The 26,251-nt window shown below is 66.8% G+C and carries 23 protein-coding genes and 1 pseudogene; 5 read left to right on the forward strand and 19 right to left on the reverse strand.

The annotated features are described in order from the left end of the window. Positions 1 to 349 (reverse strand): annotated as a pseudogene (locus tag JMF86_RS01155) (MFS transporter); the annotation flags it as partial. Positions 350 to 446: 97 nt separating this feature from the next. On the opposite strand from JMF86_RS01155, the gene JMF86_RS01160 reads away from it, so the two are divergent. Next, complete coding sequence (locus JMF86_RS01160) at positions 447 to 1,376, forward strand: LysR family transcriptional regulator (protein ID WP_201316682.1); 930 nt, start codon at positions 447 to 449, stop codon at positions 1,374 to 1,376. A gap of 185 nt (positions 1,377 to 1,561) precedes the next feature. Here the strand turns inward: JMF86_RS01160 and JMF86_RS01165 are convergent, their stop codons facing one another. From JMF86_RS01165 to JMF86_RS01195, 7 genes are all read right to left on the reverse strand, one after another. Then, positions 1,562 to 2,395 carry an OmpW family protein gene (locus JMF86_RS01165; protein WP_012327741.1) on the reverse strand — a complete coding sequence of 278 codons (834 nt, stop codon included), beginning with the start codon at positions 2,393 to 2,395 and terminating at the stop codon, positions 1,562 to 1,564. Between the two features lie 18 nt (positions 2,396 to 2,413). Beyond that, positions 2,414 to 3,655: a DUF2957 domain-containing protein gene (locus tag JMF86_RS01170; protein WP_201316683.1), complete on the reverse strand. Its 1,242-nt coding sequence runs from the start codon at positions 3,653 to 3,655 to the stop codon at positions 2,414 to 2,416. Between the two features lie 148 nt (positions 3,656 to 3,803). Further along, entirely contained in the window at positions 3,804 to 5,225 is a 1,422-nt protein-coding gene (locus JMF86_RS01175) for a DUF2957 domain-containing protein (protein ID WP_006477399.1), read from the reverse strand. 434 nt (positions 5,226 to 5,659) lie between these two features. After that, complete coding sequence (argC, locus tag JMF86_RS01180; protein WP_175804388.1) at positions 5,660 to 6,610, reverse strand: N-acetyl-gamma-glutamyl-phosphate reductase; 951 nt, start codon at positions 6,608 to 6,610, stop codon at positions 5,660 to 5,662. Between the two features lie 167 nt (positions 6,611 to 6,777). Then, complete coding sequence (locus tag JMF86_RS01185) at positions 6,778 to 7,350, reverse strand: flavodoxin family protein (protein ID WP_011546661.1); 573 nt, start codon at positions 7,348 to 7,350, stop codon at positions 6,778 to 6,780. Between the two features lie 211 nt (positions 7,351 to 7,561). Beyond that, complete coding sequence (locus JMF86_RS01190) at positions 7,562 to 8,158, reverse strand: YbhB/YbcL family Raf kinase inhibitor-like protein (RefSeq protein ID WP_011546660.1); 597 nt, start codon at positions 8,156 to 8,158, stop codon at positions 7,562 to 7,564. Between the two features lie 240 nt (positions 8,159 to 8,398). Further along, positions 8,399 to 9,085: an orotate phosphoribosyltransferase gene (locus JMF86_RS01195; RefSeq protein ID WP_011546659.1), complete on the reverse strand. Its 687-nt coding sequence runs from the start codon at positions 9,083 to 9,085 to the stop codon at positions 8,399 to 8,401. 459 nt (positions 9,086 to 9,544) lie between these two features. On the opposite strand from JMF86_RS01195, the gene JMF86_RS01200 reads away from it, so the two are divergent. Beyond that, entirely contained in the window at positions 9,545 to 11,815 is a 2,271-nt protein-coding gene (locus tag JMF86_RS01200; RefSeq protein WP_006477404.1) for an NADP-dependent malic enzyme, read from the forward strand. Positions 11,816 to 11,965: 150 nt separating this feature from the next. Here the strand turns inward: JMF86_RS01200 and JMF86_RS01205 are convergent, their stop codons facing one another. Then, entirely contained in the window at positions 11,966 to 15,556 is a 3,591-nt protein-coding gene (locus JMF86_RS01205) for an indolepyruvate ferredoxin oxidoreductase family protein (protein WP_011546657.1), read from the reverse strand. A gap of 330 nt (positions 15,557 to 15,886) precedes the next feature. Here JMF86_RS01205 and JMF86_RS01210 point away from each other — a divergent pair, with 330 nt between their 5' ends. Next, positions 15,887 to 16,081 (forward strand): hypothetical protein, encoded by a 195-nt coding sequence (locus JMF86_RS01210; protein ID WP_023476803.1) that lies wholly within the window; start codon positions 15,887 to 15,889, stop codon positions 16,079 to 16,081. A gap of 137 nt (positions 16,082 to 16,218) precedes the next feature. On the opposite strand, the gene hppD is transcribed toward JMF86_RS01210, so the two are convergent. Next, on the reverse strand, positions 16,219 to 17,316 hold the full coding sequence (gene hppD, locus JMF86_RS01215; RefSeq protein WP_006477405.1) for a 4-hydroxyphenylpyruvate dioxygenase: 1,098 nt from the start codon (positions 17,314 to 17,316) through the stop codon (positions 16,219 to 16,221). Positions 17,317 to 17,530: 214 nt separating this feature from the next. On the opposite strand from hppD, the gene JMF86_RS01220 reads away from it, so the two are divergent. Then, the gene (locus JMF86_RS01220; protein ID WP_011546655.1) at positions 17,531 to 18,055 is read left to right on the forward strand and encodes an Lrp/AsnC family transcriptional regulator; all 525 of its coding nucleotides are present in this window, start codon (positions 17,531 to 17,533) and stop codon (positions 18,053 to 18,055) included. Positions 18,056 to 18,130: 75 nt separating this feature from the next. Here JMF86_RS01220 and JMF86_RS01225 read toward each other — a convergent pair whose 3' ends face one another. The 8 genes from JMF86_RS01225 to paaA all read right to left on the reverse strand — a co-directional run bounded on the left by JMF86_RS01225 (position 18,131) and on the right by paaA (position 24,398). Further along, complete coding sequence (locus JMF86_RS01225; RefSeq protein WP_027809712.1) at positions 18,131 to 18,778, reverse strand: GNAT family N-acetyltransferase; 648 nt, start codon at positions 18,776 to 18,778, stop codon at positions 18,131 to 18,133. A gap of 233 nt (positions 18,779 to 19,011) precedes the next feature. Next, a complete protein-coding gene (locus JMF86_RS01230) occupies positions 19,012 to 19,617 on the reverse strand; it encodes a TetR/AcrR family transcriptional regulator (RefSeq protein ID WP_006482923.1) in 606 nt (201 codons plus the stop codon). Positions 19,618 to 19,633: 16 nt separating this feature from the next. Then, positions 19,634 to 20,455, reverse strand: coding sequence for a DUF1835 domain-containing protein (locus JMF86_RS01235; RefSeq protein ID WP_201316684.1), 822 nt, complete (start codon positions 20,453 to 20,455; stop codon positions 19,634 to 19,636). 129 nt (positions 20,456 to 20,584) lie between these two features. Then, complete coding sequence (paaE, locus tag JMF86_RS01240; protein WP_011546652.1) at positions 20,585 to 21,673, reverse strand: 1,2-phenylacetyl-CoA epoxidase subunit PaaE; 1,089 nt, start codon at positions 21,671 to 21,673, stop codon at positions 20,585 to 20,587. A 2-nt stretch (positions 21,674 to 21,675) separates the two neighbouring features. Then, the gene (gene paaD, locus JMF86_RS01245; protein WP_125380934.1) at positions 21,676 to 22,239 is read right to left on the reverse strand and encodes a 1,2-phenylacetyl-CoA epoxidase subunit PaaD; all 564 of its coding nucleotides are present in this window, start codon (positions 22,237 to 22,239) and stop codon (positions 21,676 to 21,678) included. A gap of 25 nt (positions 22,240 to 22,264) precedes the next feature. Beyond that, positions 22,265 to 23,068 (reverse strand): 1,2-phenylacetyl-CoA epoxidase subunit PaaC, encoded by an 804-nt coding sequence (gene paaC / locus JMF86_RS01250; RefSeq protein WP_023476808.1) that lies wholly within the window; start codon positions 23,066 to 23,068, stop codon positions 22,265 to 22,267. 10 nt (positions 23,069 to 23,078) lie between these two features. After that, a complete protein-coding gene (gene paaB, locus JMF86_RS01255; protein WP_011546649.1) occupies positions 23,079 to 23,363 on the reverse strand; it encodes a 1,2-phenylacetyl-CoA epoxidase subunit PaaB in 285 nt (94 codons plus the stop codon). Positions 23,364 to 23,399: 36 nt separating this feature from the next. Then, positions 23,400 to 24,398 carry a 1,2-phenylacetyl-CoA epoxidase subunit PaaA gene (paaA, locus tag JMF86_RS01260; protein WP_006477414.1) on the reverse strand — a complete coding sequence of 333 codons (999 nt, stop codon included), beginning with the start codon at positions 24,396 to 24,398 and terminating at the stop codon, positions 23,400 to 23,402. Between the two features lie 206 nt (positions 24,399 to 24,604). On the opposite strand from paaA, the gene JMF86_RS01265 reads away from it, so the two are divergent. Continuing rightward, a complete protein-coding gene (locus tag JMF86_RS01265; protein WP_201316685.1) occupies positions 24,605 to 25,870 on the forward strand; it encodes an SGNH/GDSL hydrolase family protein in 1,266 nt (421 codons plus the stop codon). 158 nt (positions 25,871 to 26,028) lie between these two features. Here the strand turns inward: JMF86_RS01265 and JMF86_RS34935 are convergent. After that, positions 26,029 to 26,251: hypothetical protein (locus JMF86_RS34935; RefSeq protein WP_216354024.1), on the reverse strand; the 223-nt coding region annotated here is incomplete at its 5' end.

Below are 26,251 nucleotides of genomic sequence, written 5' to 3' on the forward strand. Positions count from 1 at the left end.
GGAACACGGCGCCCGACTGCGTGAAGGCGGGCAGCGCGAGCGCCGCCGCGCAGACGGCGAGCGTCGCGACGATCAGGCGGCGGTTCTCGAGCAGGTCGACCAGCGGCACGAGCAACGCGAGCCCGGCCGCGTAGCCGAGCTGCGGCAGCATCGCGACGAGGCCGGCGAGGCCGGGCGGCAGGTGCAGGTCCGCGCTGATCGGGCCGGTCAGCGGCTGCGCGGCGAACAGGTCCATCACGATCACGCCGACTGTCGCGGCGAAGAACAGCGTCATGCCCGTGCTCAGTGCGGGCGGCGCGGCGACGGCGGGCGAAACGGGGGCGGAGCAACGGTTGGCAGGGCAGTTCATCGGAAGCCAGGGCTGGAAATCGAAGGAACTCCCATCGTAGGTGCCTGATGTTTATGCGACAATTGAAATATGTCTAACATGATTATGCGAGTTTGTTTTGAATACGCGTGATCTCCAGGCGTTCGTCGCGGTCGTCGACAGCGGGTCGATGGTCGCCGCAGCGGCGAAGCTCCACTTGACGCAGCCGGGCCTGACGCGGCGCGTGCAGAACCTCGAAACCTTGCTCGGCGTGCCGCTGCTCGAACGGCAGAGCAAGCCGCTGAAGCCGACCGCGGCCGGACGCGACGTCTACGCGCTCGCGCGCAACGTGCTCGGTGCCGTCGACGAACTGATGGCGGCGGGCGCGCCGGACAGCGAGCCGTCGGGCGAGCTGCGCATCGGCGTGCCGCCGTTCCTGTCGGAGCTCGCGCTGGAGCGGCCGATCGACCGGCTGCGCGACGCGTTTCCGCGCCTCACGCTGCGCGTGACGGCCGGCTGGTCGCCGGCGCTGGTGCAGGGCATCGAGCGCGGCGCGCTCGACGTCGCGACCGTGATGGTGCCGGCTAGCGCGGCGCTGCCGGACGCGTTGACGGCGACGCTGCTCGCCACGCAGCCGACGGTGCTCGTCGCCGCGCGCGATTTCCCGCTGCCGGACGGCCCGCTGTCGCTCGATACGCTGTCGGGTTATCCGTGGGTGCTGAGCCAGGACGGCTGCGGAATGCGTTCGGCGCTGAGCCGCGCGCTCGGCGCGGCCGGGCTGCCGTTCGACGTCGCGGTCGAGGCATTCGGCTCGGAGTTGCAGTTGTCGCTCGTCGCGCGCGGCGCCGGCATCGGCATCGCGCCGCCGAACGCGCTGGCGCGCAGCGCGCATCGCGAGGCGCTGCGGGTGGTGGAAACGGCGGGGCTGGAAACGCGGATCAACGTGTGGCTCGTGCACGGCACGTTGCCGGGCCGGCTGGCGCGGCCCGCCGCGCTGCTGCGCGACGCGCTGGGCGAGGTGCTCGAGCGGGAGAATGGAAAGGGGTCAGGTGCCGTCACGGCGAACTAGAGGCCGCATTCGAGGGAAAATCCTTATTTTCTCTACGGAAATGTTGCATTGCGGAAACCGATTCGATATGATTGGAACTGTCTCCTCCATGTCTCCTCTGATATGGATTCAGCCCGCCACTTAGGCGGGCTTTTTTTTGCCTGCGATTTTGTCGCGACCATCCATTCGCCGGCTTCTCGCCGCGCTCAGAACTTGTACGTCATCCCGACGTAGCTGATGATCGGGTCCGCCTTCAGGTCCGATTTCGACTCGGCGAGCACCGAGCCGTCCGCCGCCTTGATCGTCACCGTCGACGTCGTCTTCAGCGGGATGTAGGTCACCGATGCGATCAGCCCGAAGTGTTCCGTCAGGTTGTACTGCAGGCCCGCGTTGAACACCGGCTGCCACGACGACGACGCCTTCGCTTCCACCGAGGTCGTCCCCGGCTTGCCCGCGCCCGCCGCGAGGATCGCGCCGAGGTTGTCCTGCGTCTGCTTGATGAAGTTCGTGTTGAGCTGCAGGTCGCTGAACCAGTTGTACGACACGCCGAGGCCGAGGAACGGCCGGAACTTCGCGGTGGCCTGCCCGAAGTAGTACTGCAGGATCACCGCCGGGCTCCACTGCCGCACGCTCTTCACGATCGGGTTGACCGACCCCAGCCCGATGTTCTGCGTGCCGAGCGCGCCGGCGGGACCCGGCGGCTTGATCGTGCCCTGGCCCGACACCTTGAACACCGGCGGCACGCCGGCCACCGACGTCACCGCGATATGGTCGGTCAGGAAGTGGCTGACCGTCAGGCCGACGGTGTCGGCGCCGCTCGTGTGCAGCCCGGTGCCCGCCGACGTGAACGACGGTGGCAGCCGCAGCGGCGTGTTGATCGGCGTCGGCGCGACGTTGGTCGTCATCGGCGTGCTGCTCTGCTGCGGCATGATGTGGAACCAGCCCAGCGTGACGACGTTGCTGCCGGCGCTCTGCGCGTGCGCCGCGAGCGGCGCCACTGCGGCGGCGCCGGCCGCCGCGCAGAGAAGGGTTTTCTTCATCACGGCTTTCCCCTCCGCTTACTGGACGAATGCGCCGATCGTGAAATACGGCGTCGATCCGGCGTTGTCGAGGAAACCGAACACGCCACCCGAGAAGATGAACTTGCCGGTCGGCGACGTGCTGCCCGAACCCGTGTGGATCGTCGTGACCGTGCCCGGCACCTTCTGCGTGTAGTCGAGGTCGAGCGCGGTCGCGAGCGACGCCTGCGACGGCTGGAACGGATCGAGCAGCGTGGCCTGCTTGTCGATCAGCGCGGTGGTCCGGTAATCGAACTGGCTGTCGACGCCGATGTACTCGCCGTTCTGCGAGCCGGCCGCGACGGCCGTCTGCGGCGCGAGGATCGAGATGCTCGATTCGTCGTCGGCGGTCAGGCCCGGCACGCCGTTGCTGTCCGGCGTCGGGTTCGGGTTCGCGACTCCCGTGCGCACGAGGATCGGCACGAGCTGGTTACGCAGCTTGCCGACGATCATGAAGCCCTTGCCCTGCGGCGTGGCCGACAGCGTCGGCTTCAACTGGCTCGCGTAGTTGTTCGACTGGAACGCGCCGCTGCCGTCGGCCGACTGCACGAAGTTCGTGCCCTGCTGCGCGCACGCGGCGCCGGCGAACTGGCCGGTCGTGTCGCACTTGGTCCACGTGCCGTCCGCGTTGATCGTCACCTTCGCGTCGATCGACGCCGGCCCGAATTTCTGCGACGGCACTTCGCCGAAGCCGATGTGGCTGTACGTGCCCGCGACCTTCGTGATGTCGGTTTCGATCGACGAGAAGCCGATGAACGGGTAGTACGGGAATTTCGTGTCGGGCACCGCGGCCTGGCCGAGCACGCCGTCGAACTGGATCTCCTTGCCGGGAATCGTGCCGCCGGCGACGCCGAAGCCGACGAAGATGCGCGCCGGACGCGACGCGTCGAGGCTCGCGCCGTTCAGGCGGAATGCGCACTGGTTCAGCTTGTTGGTCGGCAGCAGCGTTTCCTGCGTGAGCGTGCCGCTGTCGACGGTGCCCGCGCGCGTCGGCGTGACGGTGCCGGTCTTTTGCGGCACCGCCGATTCGACATAGGTGACCTGCCAGGTCATCTTGGTCGTGTCGAGCTGGACCTTCGCGAGTTCGCCGCTGCCCGCGCCGCCCGTGAACACGGTGTTGTAGTCGAGCGTGGCGGGGCAAAGCCGGTCTTCGACGAGCGGGGGCGGATTGTCGCTACCGCCGCCGCATGCGGAAAGAAGGGGGGCGGCAAGGGCCGCCGCCAGAATGAGGTTGCGCTTCATGTTGCTCCTCCAGATTTGTCTTTGTGCGGCGGCCAGCTCCCTGTCGGCCGCTTCTGTTGGTCGTACTCGTCCTGCCTGCGCCGTGCCGAGCGCCTTCGTGCCTTCCCTGCCATCCGCGGCGGCAGGCCGGCCGCCGCGCCCTCGATCGCTACTTGCTGATCTGCGCGCCCACGCCGAAGTACGGGGTCGACGACGTCGTCGAATTCGCCGACGTCGACGTGACGCCGCCGTTCACCGTGCCCTGGATCAGCGCTGCATACAGGCCGCCCGTCGCGATCACCACGCCCGATGCGGACGGGTAGCTCGCGCCGCTCGGCGGGGTGGTCTTCGCGTTCAGCAGGCCCGGCGTCGTCTGGCCGTAGTCGAGCGTGAAGCCGTCTTCCTCGGCCTGCGTGGACGGGTTGATGAACGACGCGTTGCTGCCGCGGATCAGCGCGGCCGTGTACTTGAAGTTGGAGTCCGCGCCCGCGTAGCCGCCATCGATCGTGCCCGACGTGACGGCCGTCGCCGCGCCGAGCACCGCGATGCCCGATTCGTCGTCGACCTGCGCGTCGAGGTGCAGCGGCGGCGTGCCGAGGTTCACGTTGCCCGTGCGCACGATCACCGGCACCGTCGCGCCGTTGAGCTGGCCGATCACCATGTGCGCGGTCGCCGACTTGCCGGTCGCGCCGACGATCGGCAGTTGCGTCTGCGGCAGCGTCTGCGGCGCCTTGGTGCTGTCGAAGTAGCCGCCGTTCGCGCTCGTCTTCCACGGATCGCCGGTGGTCTGGCAGCCGCCCGACCCGCTCGACGTGCACGCGCCGTTCGCGTCGAACGTCTCGCTCGAGTTCGAGCCCTTCGTCGCGTAGTTGCCCGACGGCACGAGGTGATAGAGCAGCGCGTTGTACGTGCCCGGCAGCTTCGAGAGGTCGGTCGTCGTGTTCGCGAAGCCGAGGAACGGATAGAAGTCGAAGTGACGGTTCGGCACCTGGCCGACGTTCTGCACGACGCCCGGGATGATCGTCAGCCCGTCGTACTGGATCGTCGCGCCGGGAATGCCGCCGCCCGCCACGCCCATGCCGACCAGCAGCATCGGCGGGTTCGCCTGGTTGAAGTCGGCGGCCGTCGAATAGGTCGAGCCGTCCGGCGCGGGGCCGGTGCCCGGCGTGAGGACGAACGCGCAGCGCGTCTGCTCGGCGGTCGGCAGCGTGCCGGTCGGCGGGTGGATGACCTTGCCGGTGATGGTCGTGCCGACGCGGCTCGGCGTGACGGTGCCGGTCTTCAGCGGAATCGGCGATTCAAGCCACTTGAGGGTGTACGTCATCGCGACCGCGTCGATGTTGACGCTGACGATCTCGCCGCTCCCCGCGCCGCCGAGATACGTGCTCTTCACGATATCCGCGTTGGCCGGGCATAGTGCGCCGTTGATCGGCTGCGAAGGCGGCTGCCCTTGCGTGCCGCAACTCGAGCCGGAACATTGGGGCGCATTGATCGGCGCGAGCGCGCCGCCGGAGTCCCCCCCACCACATGCAACCAGGAAAGGGGCAATGGCAAAGGCCGTTGCCACCCCCTTCGATAAGGCGTGCGACATGCCGCTGTCTCCAATCGTTTAATTGTGCGAGCTAATGTCGCTGCCTGGGTTTTTGCTGTCAATTGATGAACCCGTCTAAAAAAGGCGATTGAAACGGGAGCTGCGATTTGAATCCTTGCCCGATAAGGCAATGAGTAAGAATTTAAACGCGAGACAGGCTGCCGAAAGCTGCCGGAGTGGGGGATGCGCGACGCCCGGCACGCTCTCGCAGCGCCTTCCTGCGTATAACGGCAGTGTTTAAATCGACGGGTATCCGGTTTATCCCTATTCGGGATTGACTGGATGAGGAGGGGCTGGATTAATTCACTTGTAATCGCGCAATGGAAAGCTTGTAAATATTTGTAAAGGCGCGATCCGGTGTTTTTATATATTGCCTGATACGGGTAAATAAAAAGCCGGCCAGTGGCCGGCTTTGCATGGCATGCGATGCTGAATCAGCGTTTGAGGCCCGCGTCCTCGGCCGCGCCGATGTTGAGGTTCATGCACTGGATCGCGGCGCCCGACGCGCCCTTGCCGAGGTTGTCGAGGCGCGCGACGGTGACGAAGCGCTCCGCGTTGCCGAACACGAACAGGTCGACGCGGTTCGTGTCGTTGTTCGCCTGCACGTCGAAGAAGCCGCTGTCGAGGTTGGCTTCCGCGTCGAACGGTGCGACGCGCACGAACGCCTCGTCCGCGTAGTACTCGGCGAACACGCGCTGCACGTCCTGCGGCGTCGCGCGCTTCGCGAGCAGCTCGGGCGTGAAGTAGGTCGTCACCGCGAGGCCCTTCAGGAACGGGCCGACGATCGGCGTGAAGATCGGCGCGTTCGCGAGGCCCGTGTGCGCGGCCATTTCCGGCAGGTGCTTGTGCGCGAGGCCGAGCGCGTACGGGCGCGGGCTCGCGAGCTTGCCGCCCGGCGCGGCGCTTTCGTACTCGGCGATCATCGACTTGCCGCCGCCGCTGTAGCCGGTGATCGAGTAGCTGTGCGCGGCGAACGTCGGCGCGACGATGCCCGCATCGACGAGCGGACGCATCGCGAGCACGAATGCCGATGCGTGGCAGCCGGGTACCGCGATGCGCTTCGACGTACGAATCTTCTCGCGCTGCGCGCGGGTCAGCTCCGGCAGGCCGTACGCCCAGTCGGGACTCGTGCGGAACGCGGTGCTCGCGTCGATCAGCGTGGTGTTCGGGTTCTCGACGAGCGACGCGGATTCGCGCGACGCGACGTCCGGCAGGCACAGGAACGTGACGTCCGACGCGTTGATCAGGCGGCGGCGCTCGTCGACGTCCTTGCGCTTCGCTTCATCGATGCGCAGGATCTCGATGTCGCTGCGTGCCGACAGGTATTCGAAGATCTTGAGGCCGGTCGTGCCTTCCTGGCCGTCGACAAAAACTTTGGTGCTCATTTCGCTCTCACTGAATGAAACGGGAGCCGCGGCGCCCTGAAACCGCCATTTTAAGACGTCATCCGGCGGCACTGCACCGCGCGGGGCGAAAAAAAGACGGCCCGCGGGCCGTCCTGGTGTCCGTTTGACGCCCGCCGGCCCGCGCGCGGGCCGGGGAGGGGGCGTGCTCAGCGGGCGCCGGCGTCCCAGCGCGCCGTCGCTTCGGCGACGCGCCGGCCGAATGCCTTGCCGGTCTCGAGGTCGCCCGGCAGCGGCCCCTCGTCGGGCGTCGCATCCGCCGGCGATTGCGCGAGCAGGCCCGTGGAGCCGCCGAGGTAATTGATGTCGTTACGCGTGGCCGCCTTCGAGTTCGCCGGCATCAGGCTCGTGCCGACCCACACCATCCCATGCTGCATCGCCAGCGTGACGAAATATTGAATCGTCGAGAACTTGTCGCCGTTCATCGTCGCGGAGTTCGTGAAGCCCGCGGCGATCTTGTCCTTCCACTTCTGCGTGAACCACGCTTTCGACGTGGCATCGGCGAACTGCTTGAACTGTGCCGACGGGCCGCCCATGTAAGTGGGCGCGCCGAAGACGATCGCGTCGGCCGCGTCGAGCGCGGCCCAGCCTGCGTCGTCGAGGTCGCCGACTGCGATCAGGCGTACGTTCGCGCCGGCATCCTGCGCACCCGCGTGCACGGCTTCGGCCAGTTTCTGCGTATGACCGTAGCCGCTGTGATAGACGATGACGATGTTCGACATGAAGCGTTCTCCGGAAAGGGACGGGAACGGCGGACCGCAGGCTCGCCGCGTCACGCGTCGCCGGCAGGCGGCGCGACGGTCGCGCGGCAGGACATGCCGTGACCGGTGACGACGAGTCTAGCAAGCCGAAATGACGAGACAACGTGCGTGCGCGGCGCACTGAAATTCGCGGTGGCCGGCAATCGCGGCGGCGGTGCCCCGCAGGACGTGGCTACTGCCCGTAAGTGACCGTGAGTTGCGCGGTGCCGATCGCGAGCGTGCCGATCTCGTGCTCGAACATCGGCGCAGGGCGGCCCTGCGAGACGCGCAGGTCGGTGCCTTTCAGCGCGTAGACGGTGATCACGTAGCGATGCGGCTTGCCGGGCGGCGGGCACGGGCCGCCGTAGCCGTCGAGCCCGAAGTCGTTGCGCGCCTCGCTCGCGCCGATGCGGCGCAGGAAGCCGGAGGCGCTGGCGTCGGCCGGCAGGCTCGTGACGGTCGCCGGGATGCCCGCGACGGCCCAGTGCCACCAGCCGTGCCCGGGCGCGTCGGGATCGAAGATCGTGACCGCATAGCCGCGCGTGCCGGGCGGCGGGTTGTGCCATGCGAGTTGCGGCGAGCGGTTCGCGCCCTTGCAGTCGCCGCGATCGAACACGTTCGCGAGCCGCACGCGCGCGCCGGGCGTCAGGTCGTCGCTCGTCACGGTGAACGGGCCTTCGGCACGCGCGGGCAGCGCCGCGAAAACGGCGGCGCACAGGAGGGCGGAGAGGAGAAACGGAGAAGGACGACCCGATGGCGCAGGCGGAGTGATCCGGCGATCCACACGCATATGGCGCTTCTCCCGTCACGTGGGCCGGGCCGAACCGCCCGGCATTGTTGGCGTTGTATGTTGCCCGCAGCGCTGAGGGCGGCGATGGATCAAGTCTAGCATTAGGGTTCGATGAGCGACGCCCGCCGTCGCGCGCGATTGCGATCGGTCAGCGCGCCGGTCGACGGACGAAAAAAAACCGCCTGCGATCAAGCAGGCGGTTTTCCTGGCCAGTGCGCCGGCACGCGTGCCGGCGTGGCGTCATTCCTTCGGGGCCGTCGCGCCGCCGTGCGCGGCCGACCATTCGGCCGGTGCGTGCAGGAATTTCTCGACTTCGTCGAGCGTCTTCGTCTCGAAGTAGCCCGACGCCTTCGCGACGCGCAGCACGTCCCACCACGTCGCGAGCGCGTGCAGGTCGACGTCGATGTCCTTCAGGACCGACACGCTTTCCTTGAAGATGTCGTAGTGGAACAGCACGAAGCAGTGGTTCACCGTCGCGCCCGCGGTGCGCAGCGCGTTGACGAAGTTGATCTTGCTGCGGCTGTCGGTGGTCAGGTCTTCCACCAGCAGCACGCGCGAGCCTTCTTCCAGATGGCCTTCGATCTGCGCGTTGCGGCCGAAACCCTTCGGCTTTTTACGCACGTACTGCATCGGCACCATCATCCGGTCCGCGATCCATGCCGCGAACGGGATGCCGGCCGTCTCGCCGCCCGCCACCGCGTCGATCTGCTCGAAGCCGATGTCGCGCGTGATCGTCGTTTCCGCCATTTCCATCAGCGCACGGCGCACGCGCGGATACGAGATCAGCTTGCGGCAGTCGATATAGACGGGGCTTGCCCAGCCGGACGTGAAGATGAACGGTTTTTCGGCATTGAAGTGCACCGCCTGCACTTCGAGCAGGATTTTGGCGGTCGTATCCGAGATCGACTGACGATCGTAGCCTGTCATGGGCATTCCTTGGGTGATGAGCGAGGAGCGGGCGCGGGCCCGGTGGCGCAGCAAGGGGAACCTGCCCGAAGGGCCGGGGCGCGATCGGCGGACCAATCGCATCGCTGCGCGCGTAGCCCGCTATTTTACCCGATTCAGGCCGGTTTTCGGCGGAATTCGCGCGGGTTCGCCATGCCGCTCACCACCGGCGAAACAAACGGGGCACGACCATCCGATGCTGATGCCGGGGATGCGGCGGTGCACCAACGGAGGTCATTTAGGGGGTGTACACTAGGCGGCCCTAAGAAATCGTTCAGTACTTTGGACCTTCCTCTTGCCATCCGCCAAGGTTCGATGGCGTGCCGATCCGGCGCGTCGCGGGCCGTCTCGCAGTCGACCATCCCCTCGATTCAAGCAGACGCGGCCGAAGGTGCTGTGTACTGAGTCGTCAATATTTCGCATGTCTCTCGCAGGTCAATCATGGACGAACAACTGAAGCAGGCCGCTCTCGCTTATCACCTGAACCCGAAACCCGGCAAGATTTCGGTCACCCCGACCAAGCCGCTGTCGAACCAGCTCGATCTGTCGCTCGCGTATTCGCCCGGCGTCGCCGCTGCGTGCGAGGCGATCCACGCCGATCCGCTCGACGCGCAGAAGTACACGTCGCGCGGCAACCTCGTCGGCGTCATCACGAACGGCACCGCCGTGCTCGGCCTCGGCAACATCGGCCCGCTGGCCGCGAAGCCGGTGATGGAAGGCAAGGGCTGCCTCTTCAAGAAATTCGCGGGCATCGACGTGTTCGACATCGAACTGTCGGAGTCCGACCCCGACAAGCTCGTCGAGGCGATCGCGATGCTCGAGCCGACGCTCGGCGGCATCAACCTCGAGGACATCAAGGCGCCGGAGTGCTTCTACATCGAGCAGAAGCTGCGCGAGCGCATGAAGATTCCCGTTTTCCACGACGACCAGCACGGCACCGCGATCATCGCGTCGGCTGCGATCCTGAACGGCCTGAAGGTCGTCGGCAAGAAGCTGTCGGAAGTGAAGCTCGTGTGTTCGGGCGCGGGCGCGGCGGCGATCGCGTGCCTGGACCTGCTGGTGAACCTCGGCCTCACGAAGTCGAACATCCTCGTCGCCGATTCGAAGGGCGTGATCTACGAAGGGCGCGGCAACCTCGATCCGTCGAAGCAGCGCTATGCGGCGAACACCGACGCGCGCACGCTTGCCGACGCGATCGTCGGCGCGGACGTATTCCTCGGCTGCTCGAGTGCGGGCGTGCTGAAGCAGGACATGGTCAAGACGATGGGCGAGCGCCCGCTGATCCTGGCGCTCGCGAACCCGGAACCGGAAATCCGCCCGGAAGACGCGAAGGCCGTGCGCCCGGACGCGATCGTCGCGACCGGCCGTTCGGACTACCCGAACCAGGTCAACAACGTGCTGTGCTTCCCGTTCATCTTCCGCGGCGCGCTCGACGTCGGCGCGACGACGATCACGGAAGAAATGAAGCTCGCGTGCGTGCGCGCGATCGCCGAGCTGGCCGAGGAAACCGACCAGAGCGAGGAAGTCGCGAAGGCGTATGAAGGCCATTCGCTCGAATTCGGGCCGGACTACCTGATTCCGAAGCCGTTCGATCCGCGCCTGATCATCAAGATCGCGCCGGCGGTGGCTCAAGCCGCGATGGATTCGGGCGTCGCCACGCGTCCGATCCAGGACATGGACGCGTACCGCGAGCAGCTCGGCGCGACCGTCTACCGCACCGGCATGGTGATGCGCCCGGTGTTCGCGGCCGCGAAGCAGAAGGAGGCCCGTATCGTGTTCGCCGAAGGCGAGGACGAGCGCGTGCTGCGCGCTGCACAGTTCGTGCTGCTGGAAAAGATCGCCAAGCCGATCATCGTCGGCCGTCCGTCGGTCGTCGACATGCGCTTGCAGAAGATCGGCTCGAAGCTGAAGGCCGGCGTCGATTTCGAAATCGTCGATCCGGAAGACGATGCGCGCTACCACCGCTACTGGCAGGCGTATCAGGAGATCGGCGCGCGCGACGGCGTGACGCCGGAAGTCGCGAAGGCCGCGATGCGCAAGTTCAACACGCTGATCGGCGCGATGCTCGTCCATCTGGGCGATGCGGACGGGATGATCTGCGGGATGATCGACACGTTCCACAGCCACCTGAAGTTCATCGAGCAGGTGCTGGGCCGCGCGAAGGGCGCCGAGCACTTCGCCGCGATGAACCTGCTGATGCTGCCGGGCCGCAACCTGTTCGTGTGCGACACGTACGTGAACGAGCTGCCGAGCGCCGACCAGCTCGCCGACATGACGATCCAGGCCGCGGCCGAGATCGAGCGCTTCGGCATCGCGCCGAAGGCCGCGCTGCTGTCGAACTCGAACTTCGGCAGCGCGCCGTCGGCGTCGTCGCGCCGGATGGCCGAGGCCCGCAAGCTGATCGTCGAACGTGCGCCGAACCTCGAAGTCGACGGCGAAATGCACGGCGACGCGGCGCTGTCGGAACTGATCCGCAAGCAGGCGTTCCCGGGCACGACGCTGTCGGGCGAAGCGAACCTGCTGATCATGCCGAACGTCGAAGCGGCGAACATCGCGTACAACCTGCTGAAGATGGTCGGCGGCGAAGGCGTGACGGTCGGCCCGTTCCTGCTCGGCGCCGCCAAGCCGGTCCACATCCTGACGCCGGCCGCGACCGTGCGCCGGATCATCAACATGACGGCCGTTGCCGCCGCGAACGTGAACACGAAGTAAGTCCACGCCCGCGTGTGCCGCGCGTTACTCGCGGCACAATGAAAAACGCCACGGAACCTGCGTTCCGTGGCGTTTTTTTTCGCGTGAACCGTAAGGGCGACGGTGGCGCGGAAAGGGCGTCCAGACCGCGAATGCCCGCCGCGCGCGCCCTTACGCGACCTGCTGGTGCGACTGCCCGCCTGCCGGCGACCGCCACTTCGCGAGCAGCGTGTCCCACTTCTGCCGCACCGCACGCAGGTTGTTCTCCTTCACGTGGCCGTAGCCGCGAATGCCGTCCGGCAGCGCCGCGAGTTCGAGCGCGAGCGGGCGGTTGGCCGCGTTCAGCCGGGTCAGCACCTCGTCGATCAGCGTTTCGTACTCGCCGATCAGCGCGCGCTCGGTGCGGCGCTCCGCGGTGCGGCCGAACGGGTCGAGCCCCGTGCCGCGCAGGAACTTCGCCTTCGCGAGCAGCCGGAACGCCGACATCATCCACGGGCCGTACGCCTTCTTCACGAGATGGCCGTGGGCGTCCGTCTTCGCGAACAGCGGCGGCGCGAGGTGGAATTTCAGCTTCCAGTCGCCTTCGAACTGCGCGGTCAGGCGCGCGAGGAACGCGGGGTCGGACTGCAGCCGCGCGACCTCGTACTCGTCCTTGTACGCCATCAGCTTGAACAGGTTGCGCGCGACCGCTTCGGTCAGCGGCTCCTGCACCGTGTCGCCGTCCGCCAGCGCGCGTTCGGCGGCGCGCACCTTGTCGACGAAGGCCGCATAGCGCGACGCGTACGCGGCGTTCTGGTACGCGGTGAGGAACTCCACGCGCTTCGCGATCAGCGCGTCGACCGCCTTCTTCGTGTGCAGCGAGATCACCGTGGCGCCTTGCGCAGGGCGGGCGTCGCCGGCCGCGGCCTGCTTCACGCTGGCGAGGTCGTACGCGGCGCGGCGGCCCCAGTCGAACGCCGCGCGGTTCTTCTCGACCGACACCGCGTTCAGCTCGATCGCGCGTTCGAGCGACGCGAGCGTCAGCGGCAGCCAGCCTTTCTGCCACGCGTAGCCGAGCACGAACGGGTTCGTGTAGATTGCGTCGCCGAGCAGCGCGACCGCGAAGCGGTTCGCGTCGATGAAGTCGACCGCAACACCGGCCGCCGCGCGGATGTCGTTCTCGGCGGACAGGCCCGGGAACGCCCAGTTCGGGTTCTTGATGAACTCGGCGGTCGGCGTCTGCGCGCTGTTGACGACCACCCGTGTCGTGTCGTGGCGCATCCGCGACGTGCACTCGTCGCCGGCCGTGACGATCGCATCGCAACCGATCACGAGATCGGCTTCGCCCATCGCGATCCGCGTGGCGTGGATGTCGGTCGGCGCGTGCGAGATCTGCACGTGGCTCATCACGGCGCCGCCTTTCTGCGCGAGGCCGGTGACGTCGAGCACGGTCACGCCCTTGTTTTCCAGATGCGCGGCCATCCCGAGCAGCGCGCCGATCGTGACGACGCCCGTGCCGCCCACGCCGGTGACGAGCACGCCGTACGCGCGATCGATCGCCGGCAGCGTCGGTTCGGGAATCGGCGGCAATGCGCTGCCGTCGACCGACACCGCCTTCGGCTTCTTCAACTGGCCGCCCTCGACCGTGACGAAGCTCGGGCAGAACCCCTTCACGCACGAAAAGTCCTTATTGCAGCTCGACTGGTTGATCTGGCGCTTCGTGCCGAATTCGGTTTCCAGCGGCTCGACCGACAGGCAGTTCGACTGCACCGAGCAGTCGCCGCAGCCTTCGCACACCGCGTCGTTGATCACGACGCGCTTGGCCGGGTCCGGATACGTGCCGCGTTTGCGGCGGCGGCGCTTCTCGGTCGCGCAGGTCTGGTCGTAGATCAGGATCGTCGTGCCTTCGATCTCGCGCAGCTCGCGCTGCACGTCGTCGAGCTGGTCGCGGTGATGGATCGTCACGCCCGGCGCGAGCAGCGCGTTCTGGCTGTCGTACTTTTCCGGCTCGTCGGTGACGATCACGATCTTCTTCGCGCCTTCGGACGCGAGCTGGTGCGTGATCTGCGGCACCGTCAGCACGCCGTCGACCGGCTGGCCGCCCGTCATCGCGACCGCGTCGTTGTATAGGATCTTGTAGGTGATGTTCGCCTTCGACGAGATCGCCGCGCGCACGGCCAGCAGGCCCGAGTGGAAGTAGGTGCCGTCGCCGAGGTTCGCGAACACGTGCTTTTCGTCGGTGAACGGCGCCTGGCCGATCCACGGCACGCCTTCGCCGCCCATCTGGCTGAAGGTGCTCGTGCTGCGGTCCATCCATACGGTCATGTAGTGGCAGCCGATCCCGGCGATCGCACGCGAGCCTTCCGGCACGTTGGTCGATGTGTTGTGCGGGCAACCCGAACAGAACCACGGCTTGCGCTCGGTCTGCACGTGCGGCTTCGCGAGCGCCATTTCCTTCGCGTTGATCACCGCGAGCCGCGCGGCGATGCGCGCGCGCACGTCGGACGGCAATTCGAACTTCTCGAGCCGCGTCGCGATCGCCTTCGCGATGATCGCCGGCGACAGCTCGTAGTGCGCGGGCAGCAGCCAGTTGCCCATCGGCACCGACCATTCGCCGCCGGCGCCATCCTTCTCGTCGAACTTGCCGAACACGCGCGGGCGTTGCGCGTCGGGCCAGTTGTACAGCTCTTCCTTGATCGCGTATTCGAGGATCTGGCGCTTTTCCTCGACCACCAGGATTTCGTCGAGGCCGCGCGCGAACGCCTGCGCGCCCTGCGCTTCGAGCGGCCACACGCAGCCGACCTTGTAGAGCCGGATGCCGATCCGCGCGCAGGTTTCGTCGTCGAGGCCGAGGTCGGTCAGCGCCTGGCGCACGTCGAGGTACGCCTTGCCGCCGGTCATGATCCCGAAGCGCGCGTGCGGCGAATCGATCTCGATCCGGTCGAGCTTGTTCGCCCGCACGTAGGCGAGCGCCGCGTACCACTTGTAGTCAAGCAGCCGTGCTTCCTGCACGAGCGGCGGATCGGGCCAGCGGATGTTCAGCCCGCCTTCCGGCAGGATGAAATCGGTCGGCAGCACGATCTCGGTGCGATGCGGGTCGATATCGACCGACGCCGACGATTCGACGACGTCCGTCACGCACTTGAGCGCGACCCACAGGCCCGAGTAGCGGCTCATCGCCCAGCCGTGCAGGCCGAAGTCGAGATATTCCTGCACGTTCGACGGGAACAGCACCGGCAGCCCGCAGGCCTTGAAGATGTGTTCGGACTGGTGCGCGAGCGTCGACGATTTCGCCGCGTGGTCGTCGCCGGCGAGCACCAGCACGCCGCCGTGCTGCGACGAGCCGGCCGAATTCGCGTGCTTGAAGACGTCGCCGGTGCGGTCGACGCCCGGGCCCTTGCCGTACCACATGCCGAACACGCCGTCGTATTTTGCGCCGGGGTACAGGTTCACCTGCTGCGAGCCCCACACGGCGGTGGCGGCGAGATCTTCGTTGAGGCCGGGCTGGAACACGATCTGGTGGGCGGCCAGGTGCTGCTTGGCTTTCCAGAGCGACAGATCGAGGCCGCCGAGCGGCGAGCCGCGGTAGCCGGAGATGAAGCCGGCCGTATTGAGACCGGCGGCGCGGTCGCGTTCCTGCTGGAGCATCGGCAGGCGCACGAGGGCCTGGATGCCGCTCATGTACGCGCGGCCGCGCTCCAGTGTGTATTTGTCGTCAAGCGTGACGGACTTCAGCGCGGCTTCTAGCGACGCGCGTTGGTCTGCGTCTAGCGGGGCATTCATTAACTGTCTCCTCCACCCGGTCTGGGATCACCAAAACTTCGGTTGCGTCGGCATCTTTTGGACGCGTCTGCAGTGGCCGGCATGTTCGCCGGTTTTAAGGGATGGTAGCACTGGGGCAAACCCGCCGCCCATCGGTCGCAACGCGGAGAGACGGGCGGCCGCACATTGAGAAACAGGGCGAGATGATGCGTTACATCATGTAAAAGCATGTAAAGCCGCGTTGATCTTCGGGCAAATGCCGTTAATCTTGTCGGCCTGCCGGAGGTGCCCGGCCGCGTGGGTTCGTGCCGACGCAGTCGGGGAGGCGCCGGCAGTTTTACAGGAGGTGCAATGAACACACGTCATATCCAGAGTTTCCTGATCGTGTCCGCCGCGTTTTTCTCGATGACCGGCCCGGTGCACGCGCGAGGCGCGAGCGCACTGGCGGCAGCCGGCGCGCAGATGCAGCAGATCGTGCCGGCCCAGGACGCCGCGGCCCAGCCGTCGGCCGAACGTGCCGCCGAGTCGAAGGCGAGCGTGCGTTGATGCGATCGCGCGGCCCGCGGGCTGCGCCGGAATATGAAAAGGGCGGGAATCCTCGGATTCCCGCCCTTTTTCTTTGCGCTGCGCGGAGGGTGCGGCCGCCCGGGTTGCCCGGCGCCGCCGCCGCGCGGCGGAAAGCGTCAGGCCTTGTCCTGCACGACGCCGCGACGGATCTGGTCGAGCTCGATCGATTCGAACAGCGCCTTGAAGTTGCCTTCGCCGAAGCCCTGGTTGCCCTTGCGCTGGATGATCTCGAAGAAGATCGGGCCGATCTGGTTCTCGGTGAAGATCTGCAGCAGCAGGTCGTCGCGCGCGCCGTCGATCAGGATCTTGCGCTTCTTCAGCTCGTCCAGCGATTCGCCGTGGTTCGGCACGCGGCGATCGACCAGCTCGTAATACGTGTCGATCGTGTCGAGCAGCTTCACTTCCTTGCTGCGCAGCCCGTCGACCGCCTGGTAGATGTCGCTCGCGCCGAGCGCGATGTGCTGGATGCCTTCGCCGTGATACGCGTCCAGGTACTCCTGGATCTGGCCGGCCGTGTCCGAGCCTTCCTCGTTGATCGGGATGCGGATCTTGCCGCACGGCGACGTCATCGCCTTCGACTTCACGCCCGTCACCTTGCCTTCGATGTCGAAGTAGCGCACTTCGCGGAAGTTGAACAGGCGCTCGTAGAACTCGGCCCATTCCTGCATGCGGCCGCGATGCACGTTGTGCGTCAGGTGGTCGATGTAGGTGAGGCCGTGGCCGACCGGATTCGGGTTCGCGCCGGCAATCGGCTCGAAGTCGACGTCATAGATGCTGATGTCGCCGATCGCGCCCGGCTGCGCGCCGTTCTTGCCGCGCCAGCGGTCGACGAAATAGATCAGCGAATCGCCGATGCCCTTGATCGCCGGGATGTTCAGCTCCATCGGGCCCGTCTTGTTGTCGAAGCCCCATGCGCCGAGTTCGAGCGCACGCTGGTACGCCTTTGCCGCGTCCTGCACGCGGAACGCGATCGCGCAGATCGACGGGCCGTGCAGCCGCGCGAAGCGTTGCGCGAACGAATCGGGTTCGGCGTTGATGATGAAGTTGATGTCGCCCTGGCGGTACACCGTCACGTCCTTGTGGCGGTGGCGCGCGATCGCGGTGAAACCCATCCGTTCGAACAGTTGTCCGAGTGCTTTCGGGTCCGGTGCCGTGTATTCGATGAATTCGAAGCCGTCGGTGCCGACGGGGTTGTCCCAGGTGGGGATCTGCATGTCGTGTCTCCTGTGCGGGGCGATCGGCCGGGGCGGCGTGCGCGTGCCCGGCGGGGTTCGATGTCGACGGCCGTGCCCGCCATGAGCGTGCGCGACGAGTCGAGACATGCGACAGAGTGTAGCGGCCGGCCGCGAGCGGAAACTTGCGAACTTAATCGCCCGCGCCTACGATGGCGCAATTTCCAGTCTCAAAATAATCAGTGGAGGGCAGAAGATGGCGCAAGCCGAATTGGATGCCATCGATCGGCGAATTCTCGCGATTCTTCAGGAGAACGGGCGCCTGTCGAACCAGGAGATCGCCGAGCGCGTGAACCTGTCGCCGAGCCCGTGCCTGCGGCGAATCCGGCGGCTCGAGGAAATGGGCGTGATCACCGGCTACGTCGCGCTGCTGAATCCGCAGAAGCTCGGGCTCGACCTGCTCGCGTACGTGAGCGTGCGGCTCGAAAAGCGCGGCGGCCTCGCGCCGATGCGGGCCGACGAGACGTCGGCGCGCGCGGGCGCGACCCACGCGGAGCTGTTTCGCGCGGCCGTGCAGACCTGGCCGGAAGTGGTCGCGTGCCATGCGATGACGGGCGACATGGATTACCTGTTGCGCGTGCAGGTCGAGGACATGGCGCATTTCTCCCGCTTCGTGCAGGAGCATCTGCTGCATCACCCGTCGGTGATCGACGTGAAAACGAGCTTCTCGCTGGACTGCTTCAAGGAAACGACGGCGTTGCCGATTCGTTCGGTGCGCTAGCTGGCGCGGCGGGGAAGGGAGGAGGGGGCGCCGGGCGCGCCGCAGGCGCAACCCGGCTGGCCGAGGCTACCGACGTCAGGCCGTCAGCGCGGTGGGCATCAGCGATTCGATGAACTTCGACGTGCGGCGCGCCTGGCGCTTCATCGCATAGTCGAACACCGCGGCCTGCTCCTGCAGCATTTCGGCGATGATCGTCGAGTGGTCGGCCGGCGGCAGCGACAGGTACGCATCGGCTTCGCCATACGCGTACTCGATCCGCATCCCGGACTTCTTCGCGATGTGCATCATCGTCGCGTTACGCGACAGGCAATGCATGTACAGCATCGTCACGTGCGTGTTGCGGCTGCGGATCGCCGCGCGCTCGAACAGCTTCGAGCCGACGCCGCGGCCGCGCGCGCTTTCGAGCACCGACACGCCGAATTCGGCCGTGCGCTTGTCGCCCTCGGCCGGCAGATAGGCCAGATGGCCGACGCCGATCAGTTCGAGGTCGTGGTCGAACACGCCGAACACGGTATCGCGACCGAAATCGATCGTGCGGACATAGTTCTCGATCACGTGGTCGGGCACCATCTGGCCGAAGCGCAGCAGGCGGTCCTCTTCGTCGAGCGAGAGAAAGTGGGTGAGCATCTGCTCACGGTCTTTGGAAGCCAGTTCCCTGACGAGAACCGGCGCAGTACCGACCTTGCCGACAGCATCGGCACGGCCGTTGAATTGCGTGTTCATCGTGGGTTCCTCAGTGTGGGCGCACAAACGGGTTGTGCAATGCAACAGCATTTTACCCGAGCGGGGTTGGGGAAAACCCGTATTTGACGTTGTTTGTGCTGAGGGGGAATTCTAAATCCGCTTAGTTCATTCTATATCTATTTGATTTTAAACGGATTTAAAATTCATCATATGAAATGCGCGGCGGGCGGTCGCACTGTGCCCGGCGCGCAACGCATGCTGCTGCGCGGCAATCAGGCCGCCGTCGACAGCCCGCGCTCGATCAGGTCGATCACCTGTTCGGCGAAGTCGCGGTAGCCGAGGCGCCCGCCCGGCTTCAGCCACGTGAAGGTCCAGTTGATCATCCCGAACACCATCATCGTGACGGAGGTCTGGTTTTCCTTCGAGATGCGGTCGGGGTAGGCGCGCGCGAGCTGCCGCGTGAACGCCGCGACGATGTCGCGCTGGCGATCGAGCACGATTTCGCGCTGCGCGTCCTCCAGATATTTTACGTCGTTGAGCAGCGCGACGTGGCGGCTGTGCGACGTCTCGTACTCGGCGAGGAACGCGCGCACGAGTTCGGCGAACGCGTCGCGCTCGCTGAGGCCGCGCCGCTGGCTCGCGCCCTCGACCTCGGCGATGATCAGCATCAGCCGTTTCGTGTAGCGGTCGAGCAGGTCGAACAGGATCGCTTCCTTGCTCTCGTAATAGTGATAGAGCCGCGCCTTCGACGTGCCGCTCGCGGTCGCGAGATCGGACATCGACGTGCTCGGGTAACTCGTCTGCGCGAATTTCTCGGCGGCCAGATCGAGGATCTGCTCGCGCTGGGATTCGTGGTCGGGCGCTCGGGTTCGGGCCATGGTCGAATGCGGAAGATTAGCGGTGCGCGGCGGCGCGGGCCGCACGCACCTGCGTGGAAGAGAGGGCGTCGGGCGCGTCGTCCTGCAGCTCGAGCCGGCCGGCTGCCGCGAGTTCGCGGCAGCGCCACCACGCGATCGCGTCGCTGACGAACAGGCCGCCGCGGTCGGCGGCGGCCATGATGCTGCCGACGAGGCGCCGCGCGGGCTGCCAGTCGACTGCCGCGCGCGCGACGATCAGCGCGTCGAGATCGGCGTAGTGGCCGCTCTTGATCGTGTTGCTGACCCAATAACGCAGTTCGGCGTTCAGATGTTTCGCCTCCTGCCATTCGAGCGCGAGGCGGCCGATGCGCAGGACCGAGACCGGCGCGGCCGCCGGCCGCTTGCGCGCCAGTTCCGCAGGCGAGAACATCCCGGTCGAGCACGCCTGGTCGGTGCGCGACAGCGCTGCGCGCGGCGCGGCGTCGAGGTCGGCGGCCGACAGCCGTACCTCGTTCAGGCGTTGCGGCACGTTGCGCAGGTGATAGGCGACGCGGCGCAGCAGCAGCTTGTCGCCGACGCTCGGCGCGTGCCACACGACGACCTGGCCGGCATCCGTCGCGAGCTGGTCGAGGCGTGCGAATTCGGCCTCGATTTCCGCGTTCCAGTCGGGAATCTGGTCGCCGAGCACGTGCTGCCAGAAGGCGGCGCGCGTGTCGGGCGTCTCGTCGACGCCCTTCAGCGGCCCGACGCCGAGATCGTCGAGCAACCCGACGACGCGCTCGTCGCGTCCGGCTTGCGCAAGGGCCTCGCGCAGCGACGCGGCGGCGGTGCCGCCCTGAATCACATGAATGGTACTCATCGGCCTGTCGTCAACAAAAGAAAACCGCCGGCCGGGCGGACGTTGCGATGTCCAGCCGGCCGGCGGCCCCTAGTGTAAGCGAGATGTGTGACGACGAGAAACCGGTGCGTCGCGACGGTCCGACGCCGCTCAACGTTCGTCGAAGCTCACGACGACCTTGTCGCTGATCGGGTGGCACTGGCACGTCAGCACGAAACCGTCCTTCACTTCATGCTCCTCGAGCGTGTAGTTCTTCTCCATCCGCACCTCGCCTTCGACCACCTTCGCGCGGCACGTGCAGCACACGCCGCCCTTGCACGCATACGGCAGCGCGAGGCCCGCGCGCAGGCCCACGTCGAGCAGGCTCACGCCTTCGTACGGCAGACGCAGCTTGCGCTTCTTGCCGTCGAGCACGATTTCGAGGTCGGCGGCGGGCGTCTGATCGGTGATCTCGACGACCGGTGCGCCGGCCTGCGGCAGCGGTGTGCCGAAACGCTCGACGTGCACCTTCGCCGGCGGCACGCCGGCCGCTTTCAGCGCGGCTTCGGCGGCGTCCATCATCGGCGCCGGGCCGCAGATGAACGCCTCGTCGATCGCGTCGGCCGGCGTCAGGGTCGCGAGGAATTCCGCGCATTTCGCTTGATCGAGCACGCCGTTGAACAGCTCGACGTCCTGCAGATCGTCCGACAGCACGTGATAGAGGACGAAGCGGTTCATGTAGCGGTTCTTCAGGTCCTCGAGCTCCTCCGCGAACATGATCGCGTCGACGCTGCGGTTGCCGTAGATCAGCGTGAACGTGCTGCGCGGCTCGAGCTCGAGCGTCGTCTTCACGATCGCGAGCACCGGCGTGATCCCCGAACCGCCGGAAAACGCGACGTACTGCTTGCCGTGGTCGGCGTTCAGGTGCGTGAAGAAGCGGCCGTCCGGCGTCATCACGTCGATCGTGTGGCCGGGCTTCAGCGTGTCGAACGCGAAGTTCGAGAAGCGGCCGCCGCGCACGCGCTTGATGCCGATACGCAGTTCGCCGTCGCGGTCATAGTCCGTCGTGCCGACGCAGATCGAATACGAGCGGCGCGTCTCCTCGCCGTCGATGTGGGTCTTCAGCGTGACGAACTGGCCCTGCGTGAAACGGTACGCGTCGCGCAGCTCGGGCGGCACGTCGAACGAGACGGTCACGGCGTCGGCGGTCTCGGGCCGCACGTCGCGGATACGCAGCGGATGAAATTGCGGGGTCGCCATATTCAGTAGGGTTTGAAGTAGTCGAAGGGTTCGCGGCAGTCGATACAGCGATACAGCGCCTTGCACGCCGTGGACGCGAATTGCGCGAGACGTTCGGTGCGCGCGGAGCCGCAGCGCGGGCAGGCGGGCGCCGCGACCGGCCGCGGCACGAAGCGCACGACGTTCTCCCGCGGCGCGGCGCTGCCGCATTGGCCGACCGGCGGCGCGATGCCGTAGGCCCGCAGCTTGTCGCGCGCTTCCTGCGTGATCCAGTCGGTCGTCCACGCGGGGGCGAGCACCGTCTCGATCCGGTGCGGCGGCAGATCGGCGGCCTGCAGCGCGGCGGCGATGTCCTCGGCGATCTGCGACATCGCCGGGCAGCCCGAGTAGGTCGGCGTGATCACGACTTCGAGCTGGCCGTCGTCCGCGCGGCGGACGTCGCGCAGGATGCCGAGCTCGCGGATCGACACGACCGGGATCTCCGGATCGGGCACGGCTTCGAGCACGTCCCACGCGCGGGCGAGCAGCGGATCGTCGCGGTGCGCGGGGGGCGCGGCGTGGACAGGGGCGGCGGTCTGGGCGGACATCGTCGGGCTCCGTGGCGTGGGCCGGTTACCAGCTCGCGCCGGGGTGCTGGCGCGCGAGGCTCTGCATTTCGGCGAGCAGGTAGCCCATGTGTTCCGAATGCTCGCCCTGCTTGCCGGTCGTCACATGTTTCACGGGCGCAGGCGGCGTGAGCGTGGCTTCGGCGAGTGCGTCGTCCACGTCCGCGCGCCACGCGGCCTCGATCGCGGCCGGTGCCGGGCCGATGCCCGCCGCGACGATCGCGTCGTCGATTTCATCGGCGGCGAAGAATTCGCGCGTGTACGGCATCAGATAGTCGAGCGCGGCCTGCGCGCGGCGGTGCGATTCGTCGGTGCCGTCGCCGAGGCGCACGAGCCATTCGCGCGCATGCTGGACGTGATAGCGGGTTTCCTTCACCGATTTCGCGGCGATCGCGGCCAGCTGCGTGTCGGTCGACGTCTCCAGCGCGCTCCATACGTGCAGCATCAGCGCCGCGTACAGGAAGTTGCGCACGATCGTCACCGCGTAGTCCTTGTCGGCGTGCGCGGTACCGGAGACGGGGCCGTAGTGCGGCAACTCGGCGAGCGTGAAATTCGCGAACTCGCGCTCGGTGCGGAAGTACGCGTAATCGTCTTCCGTCTTCGTCGCGCCGGTGAGCTGGCGCTCGAGCTCGGCCGCGTGCGTATACAGCATGCGCGCCTGGCCGATGAGGTCGAGGCTCATGTTGGTGAGCGCGATGTCTTCCTCGAGGATCGGGCCGTGGCCGCACCATTCGGCGTTGCGCTGACCGAGGATCAGCGCATTGTCCGCGAGACGCAGCACGTAGGAGAGGTGTTCGGGCGTGATCGTCATGGCGCGGGCGTTACATGTGGTTGACTTCGTCGGGCAACGTATAGAACGTCGGGTGACGGTAGATCTTGTCGCCCGCCGGCTCGAACAGTTCGGCCTTCTCGGCCGGGTCCGACGCGGTGATCGCCGACGACGGCACCACCCAGATGCTCACGCCTTCCTGGCGACGCGTGTACACGTCGCGCGCCATGCGCAGCGCCATCGTCGCGTCGGCGGCGTGCAGGCTGCCGCAATGCTTGTGGTCGAGGCCCTGCTTGCTGCGCACGAACACTTCCCAGATCGGCCATTCCTTGTTCATCACTTTCTCCAGATTCCTGAATTCGAGGGGTGCCGCTCAGGCGGCGTGCTGTTCGGCGCGGGCGCGGCGCTTCGCTTCGTGTGCGAGCGCGGCTTCGCGCACCCAGGCGCCGTCCTCGTGTGCTTTCACGCGCGTCGCGAGGCGTTCCTTGTTGCACGGGCCGTCGCCGTTGACCACGCGCCAGAATTCGTCCCAGTCGATCGTGCCGTAGTCGTGGTGGCCGCGCGCTTCGTTCCATTTCAGGTCGGGGTCGGGCAGCGTCACGCCGAGCACCTTGGCCTGGTCGACCGTCGCGTCGACGAATTTCTGGCGCAGATCGTCGTTCGAGATCCGCTTGATGCCCCATTTCGCGGACTGGCTGCTGTGGACCGAATCGGCGTCGCTCGGGCCGAACATCATCAGCACCGGCCACCACCAGCGGTCGACCGCCTGCTGGACCATCGCGCGTTGCGCGTCGCTGCCCTTCATCATCGACAACAGCGCGTCGAAACCCTGGCGCTGGTGGAACGACTCTTCCTTGCACACGCGGATCATCGCGCGCGCATACGGGCCGTACGTGCAGCGGCACAGCGGGATCTGGTTCATGATCGCGGCGCCGTCGACCAGCCAGCCGATCACGCCGACGTCGGCCCAGGTCGGCGTCGGGTAGTTGAAGATGCTCGAGTATTTCGCCTTGCCGGCGTGCAGCGCGTCGATCAGCGAGTCGCGCGATACGCCGAGCGTTTCGGCCGCGCTATACAGATAGAGGCCGTGACCGGCTTCGTCCTGCACCTTCGCGAGCAGGATCGCCTTGCGTTTCAGGCTCGGCGCGCGCGAGATCCAGTTGCCTTCCGGCAGCATGCCGACGACTTCGGAATGCGCGTGCTGCGAGATCTGGCGTACCAGCGTCTTGCGATACGCGTCGGGCATCCAGTCCTGCGGTTCGATCTTGCCGTCCGCGGCCATCACCGCATCGAACCGCGCCTGCTCGGGCGACTCGGCTGCGGCGTCGAGCGGCGCGACGTTGCCGGGGATGTCGAGGGATTGCGTGTACATGGCGAAAGCTCTCGTCCGGTTGAATGTGTGCGAAGTATAAACCAACCGACCGGTCGGTTAATAAATTTCTTGCGGATTTGCAGTGGGATTCGGGTAAACGAGGGAAGTCAGGGTGCGGTCAGGTGGGCGCAGCTACGGCTCCGCACGTGGTCTCGCGTCTTCGGCTTCTGCGGCACAATGCCCGCTTTCCGATGAGGATTTTGCCGATGTCATTTCGAAGCAGTTTCGCCGCGGCCGTGCTGGGTGCGGCCGTTCTCGTGGCGCCGCTTGCGGCGTCGGCCGCACCGGCCGGGTGGGTCGCCGCATGGGCGACCGCGCTGCAGCCGATTCCCGATCTCGCCGCGCCGCCGCCGCTTTATCGCGCCCCCGACGTGGCCGGGCGGACCGTGCGCCAGATCGTCTACCCGACCGTGTCGGGGCGCGCCGCGCGGATTCGCGTGAGCAATGCATACGGTCGCGCGCCGCTGGTCGTCGAGGCCGCGAGCCTGGCGCGCGCCGGCGACGGGGCTGCGCTCGCCGGCGGTGCGGCGGTGCCGGTTCGGTTCGGCGGCAAGGCGTCGGTGACGCTCGCACCGGGCGCGGAGCTCGAAAGCGACCCGGTGACGATCGGCGTGACGGCCGCGCAGCCGTATGCGATCAGTCTCCAGATGGGGCCGGACCAGCGGATGACGGTCTGGCATCGCGTATCGAACCAGTTCAATTACGTGTCCGCGCAGGGTGATCACGTAAGCGATCCGGGTGCCGCCGACTTCCGGACCCGTTTTACCCAATATGCGTGGGTGACCGAGCTCGCCGTCGAAGCCGGCTCCGCGCACGCCAGCGTAGCGGCGATCGGCGATTCGATCACCGACGGGCTGCGCTCCAGCGTGAACCGGAACCGCCGCTGGCCGGACGCGCTCGCGCGCCGGCTGACGGCGTCGGGCGTCGATTCGATCGGTGTCGTGAATCTTGGCATCAGCGGGAACCGGCTGCTCAGCGATTCCGCTTGCTACGGCACGTCGCTGGCGTCGCGATTCGAGCGCGATGCGCTGTCGCGCTCGGGCGTGAAGGCGGCGATCGTGCTGATCGGGATCAACGACATCAACTTCGCGGAGATGCCGCCGCGCGCGGGGCTCGATTGCGATCACCCGCATACGCAGGTGACGGCCGCGTCGCTGATCGACGGCTATCGCCGCCTGATCGAGGCGGCGCACCGGCAGGGCGTGAAGGTGTTCGGCGCGACGCTCACGCCAGCGGCGTTGCCGGCCGGACGTGAGGCGATCCGGCTCGAGGTGAACCGGTGGATTCGCAGCGGCGGCGGGTTCGACGGCGTGGTGGACTTCGACGCGGTGCTGCGCGACCCGGCGCGCCCGAGCGTACTGCAGCGCCGATACGATAGCGGCGACGGTATCCATCCGAGCGATGCGGGCTACACGGCGATGGCCGACGCGGTGCCGGTCGAGCGACTGCAGGCCGCGGTGGGCGGCAAGTGACGCGCTTCTATATATAGAGGGAAAGGTTGCCGACGGCCTGCGGGCCGACACCGCGACATCGTTCGTCGAGCCCAAGGCCTCCGTGCGCGGCAGCGCACGGAGGCTTTTTCAAACTTTCTTCACAAAGGGCTTGCGTGGACGGGGGCGGATGCTTAGAATCACGCCTCTTTCGCGCTAACGGAAACGCGGCGCGGGAGGAAGGGAAGCAGTGCTGTTGGGGTTCGGCGGTAGCGAGCCTCGGCGGTACGGAAGTTGAGCCCCGCAGTCGCAACGAAGTCGTTCAGAAAGTTGTTGACGAGCTGCGAAACACGGTTCATAATCTCGCTTCTCTGCTGCTGAAAACGCAGCGCTGCTGAGGGGTTCAAGATTCCTCGCAGAAAC

The sequence above is a fragment of the Burkholderia sp. E168m15 genome, from assembly GCF_016586105.1.
Classification (GTDB): domain Bacteria; phylum Pseudomonadota; class Gammaproteobacteria; order Burkholderiales; family Burkholderiaceae; genus Burkholderia; species Burkholderia orbicola.

Coding starts and splice junctions, on each gene's coding strand:
- JMF86_RS01165 (WP_012327741.1), bottom strand. CDS start 2,395: ATGAAGAAAACCCTTCTCTGCGCGGCGGCCGGCGCCGCCGCAGTGGCG.
- JMF86_RS01170 (WP_201316683.1), bottom strand. CDS start 3,655: ATGAAGCGCAACCTCATTCTGGCGGCGGCCCTTGCCGCCCCCCTTCTT.
- JMF86_RS01175 (WP_006477399.1), bottom strand. CDS start 5,225: ATGTCGCACGCCTTATCGAAGGGGGTGGCAACGGCCTTTGCCATTGCC.
- argC (WP_175804388.1), bottom strand. CDS start 6,610: ATGAGCACCAAAGTTTTTGTCGACGGCCAGGAAGGCACGACCGGCCTC.
- JMF86_RS01185 (WP_011546661.1), bottom strand. CDS start 7,350: ATGTCGAACATCGTCATCGTCTATCACAGCGGCTACGGTCATACGCAG.
- JMF86_RS01190 (WP_011546660.1), bottom strand. CDS start 8,158: ATGCGTGTGGATCGCCGGATCACTCCGCCTGCGCCATCGGGTCGTCCT.
- JMF86_RS01195 (WP_011546659.1), bottom strand. CDS start 9,085: ATGACAGGCTACGATCGTCAGTCGATCTCGGATACGACCGCCAAAATC.
- JMF86_RS01200 (WP_006477404.1), top strand. CDS start 9,545: ATGGACGAACAACTGAAGCAGGCCGCTCTCGCTTATCACCTGAACCCG.
- JMF86_RS01205 (WP_011546657.1), bottom strand. CDS start 15,556: ATGAATGCCCCGCTAGACGCAGACCAACGCGCGTCGCTAGAAGCCGCG.
- JMF86_RS01210 (WP_023476803.1), top strand. CDS start 15,887: ATGAACACACGTCATATCCAGAGTTTCCTGATCGTGTCCGCCGCGTTT.
- hppD (WP_006477405.1), bottom strand. CDS start 17,316: ATGCAGATCCCCACCTGGGACAACCCCGTCGGCACCGACGGCTTCGAA.
- JMF86_RS01220 (WP_011546655.1), top strand. CDS start 17,531: ATGGCGCAAGCCGAATTGGATGCCATCGATCGGCGAATTCTCGCGATT.
- JMF86_RS01225 (WP_027809712.1), bottom strand. CDS start 18,778: ATGAACACGCAATTCAACGGCCGTGCCGATGCTGTCGGCAAGGTCGGT.
- JMF86_RS01230 (WP_006482923.1), bottom strand. CDS start 19,617: ATGGCCCGAACCCGAGCGCCCGACCACGAATCCCAGCGCGAGCAGATC.
- JMF86_RS01235 (WP_201316684.1), bottom strand. CDS start 20,455: ATGAGTACCATTCATGTGATTCAGGGCGGCACCGCCGCCGCGTCGCTG.
- paaE (WP_011546652.1), bottom strand. CDS start 21,673: ATGGCGACCCCGCAATTTCATCCGCTGCGTATCCGCGACGTGCGGCCC.
- paaD (WP_125380934.1), bottom strand. CDS start 22,239: ATGTCCGCCCAGACCGCCGCCCCTGTCCACGCCGCGCCCCCCGCGCAC.
- paaC (WP_023476808.1), bottom strand. CDS start 23,068: ATGACGATCACGCCCGAACACCTCTCCTACGTGCTGCGTCTCGCGGAC.
- paaB (WP_011546649.1), bottom strand. CDS start 23,363: ATGAACAAGGAATGGCCGATCTGGGAAGTGTTCGTGCGCAGCAAGCAG.
- paaA (WP_006477414.1), bottom strand. CDS start 24,398: ATGTACACGCAATCCCTCGACATCCCCGGCAACGTCGCGCCGCTCGAC.
- JMF86_RS01265 (WP_201316685.1), top strand. CDS start 24,605: ATGTCATTTCGAAGCAGTTTCGCCGCGGCCGTGCTGGGTGCGGCCGTT.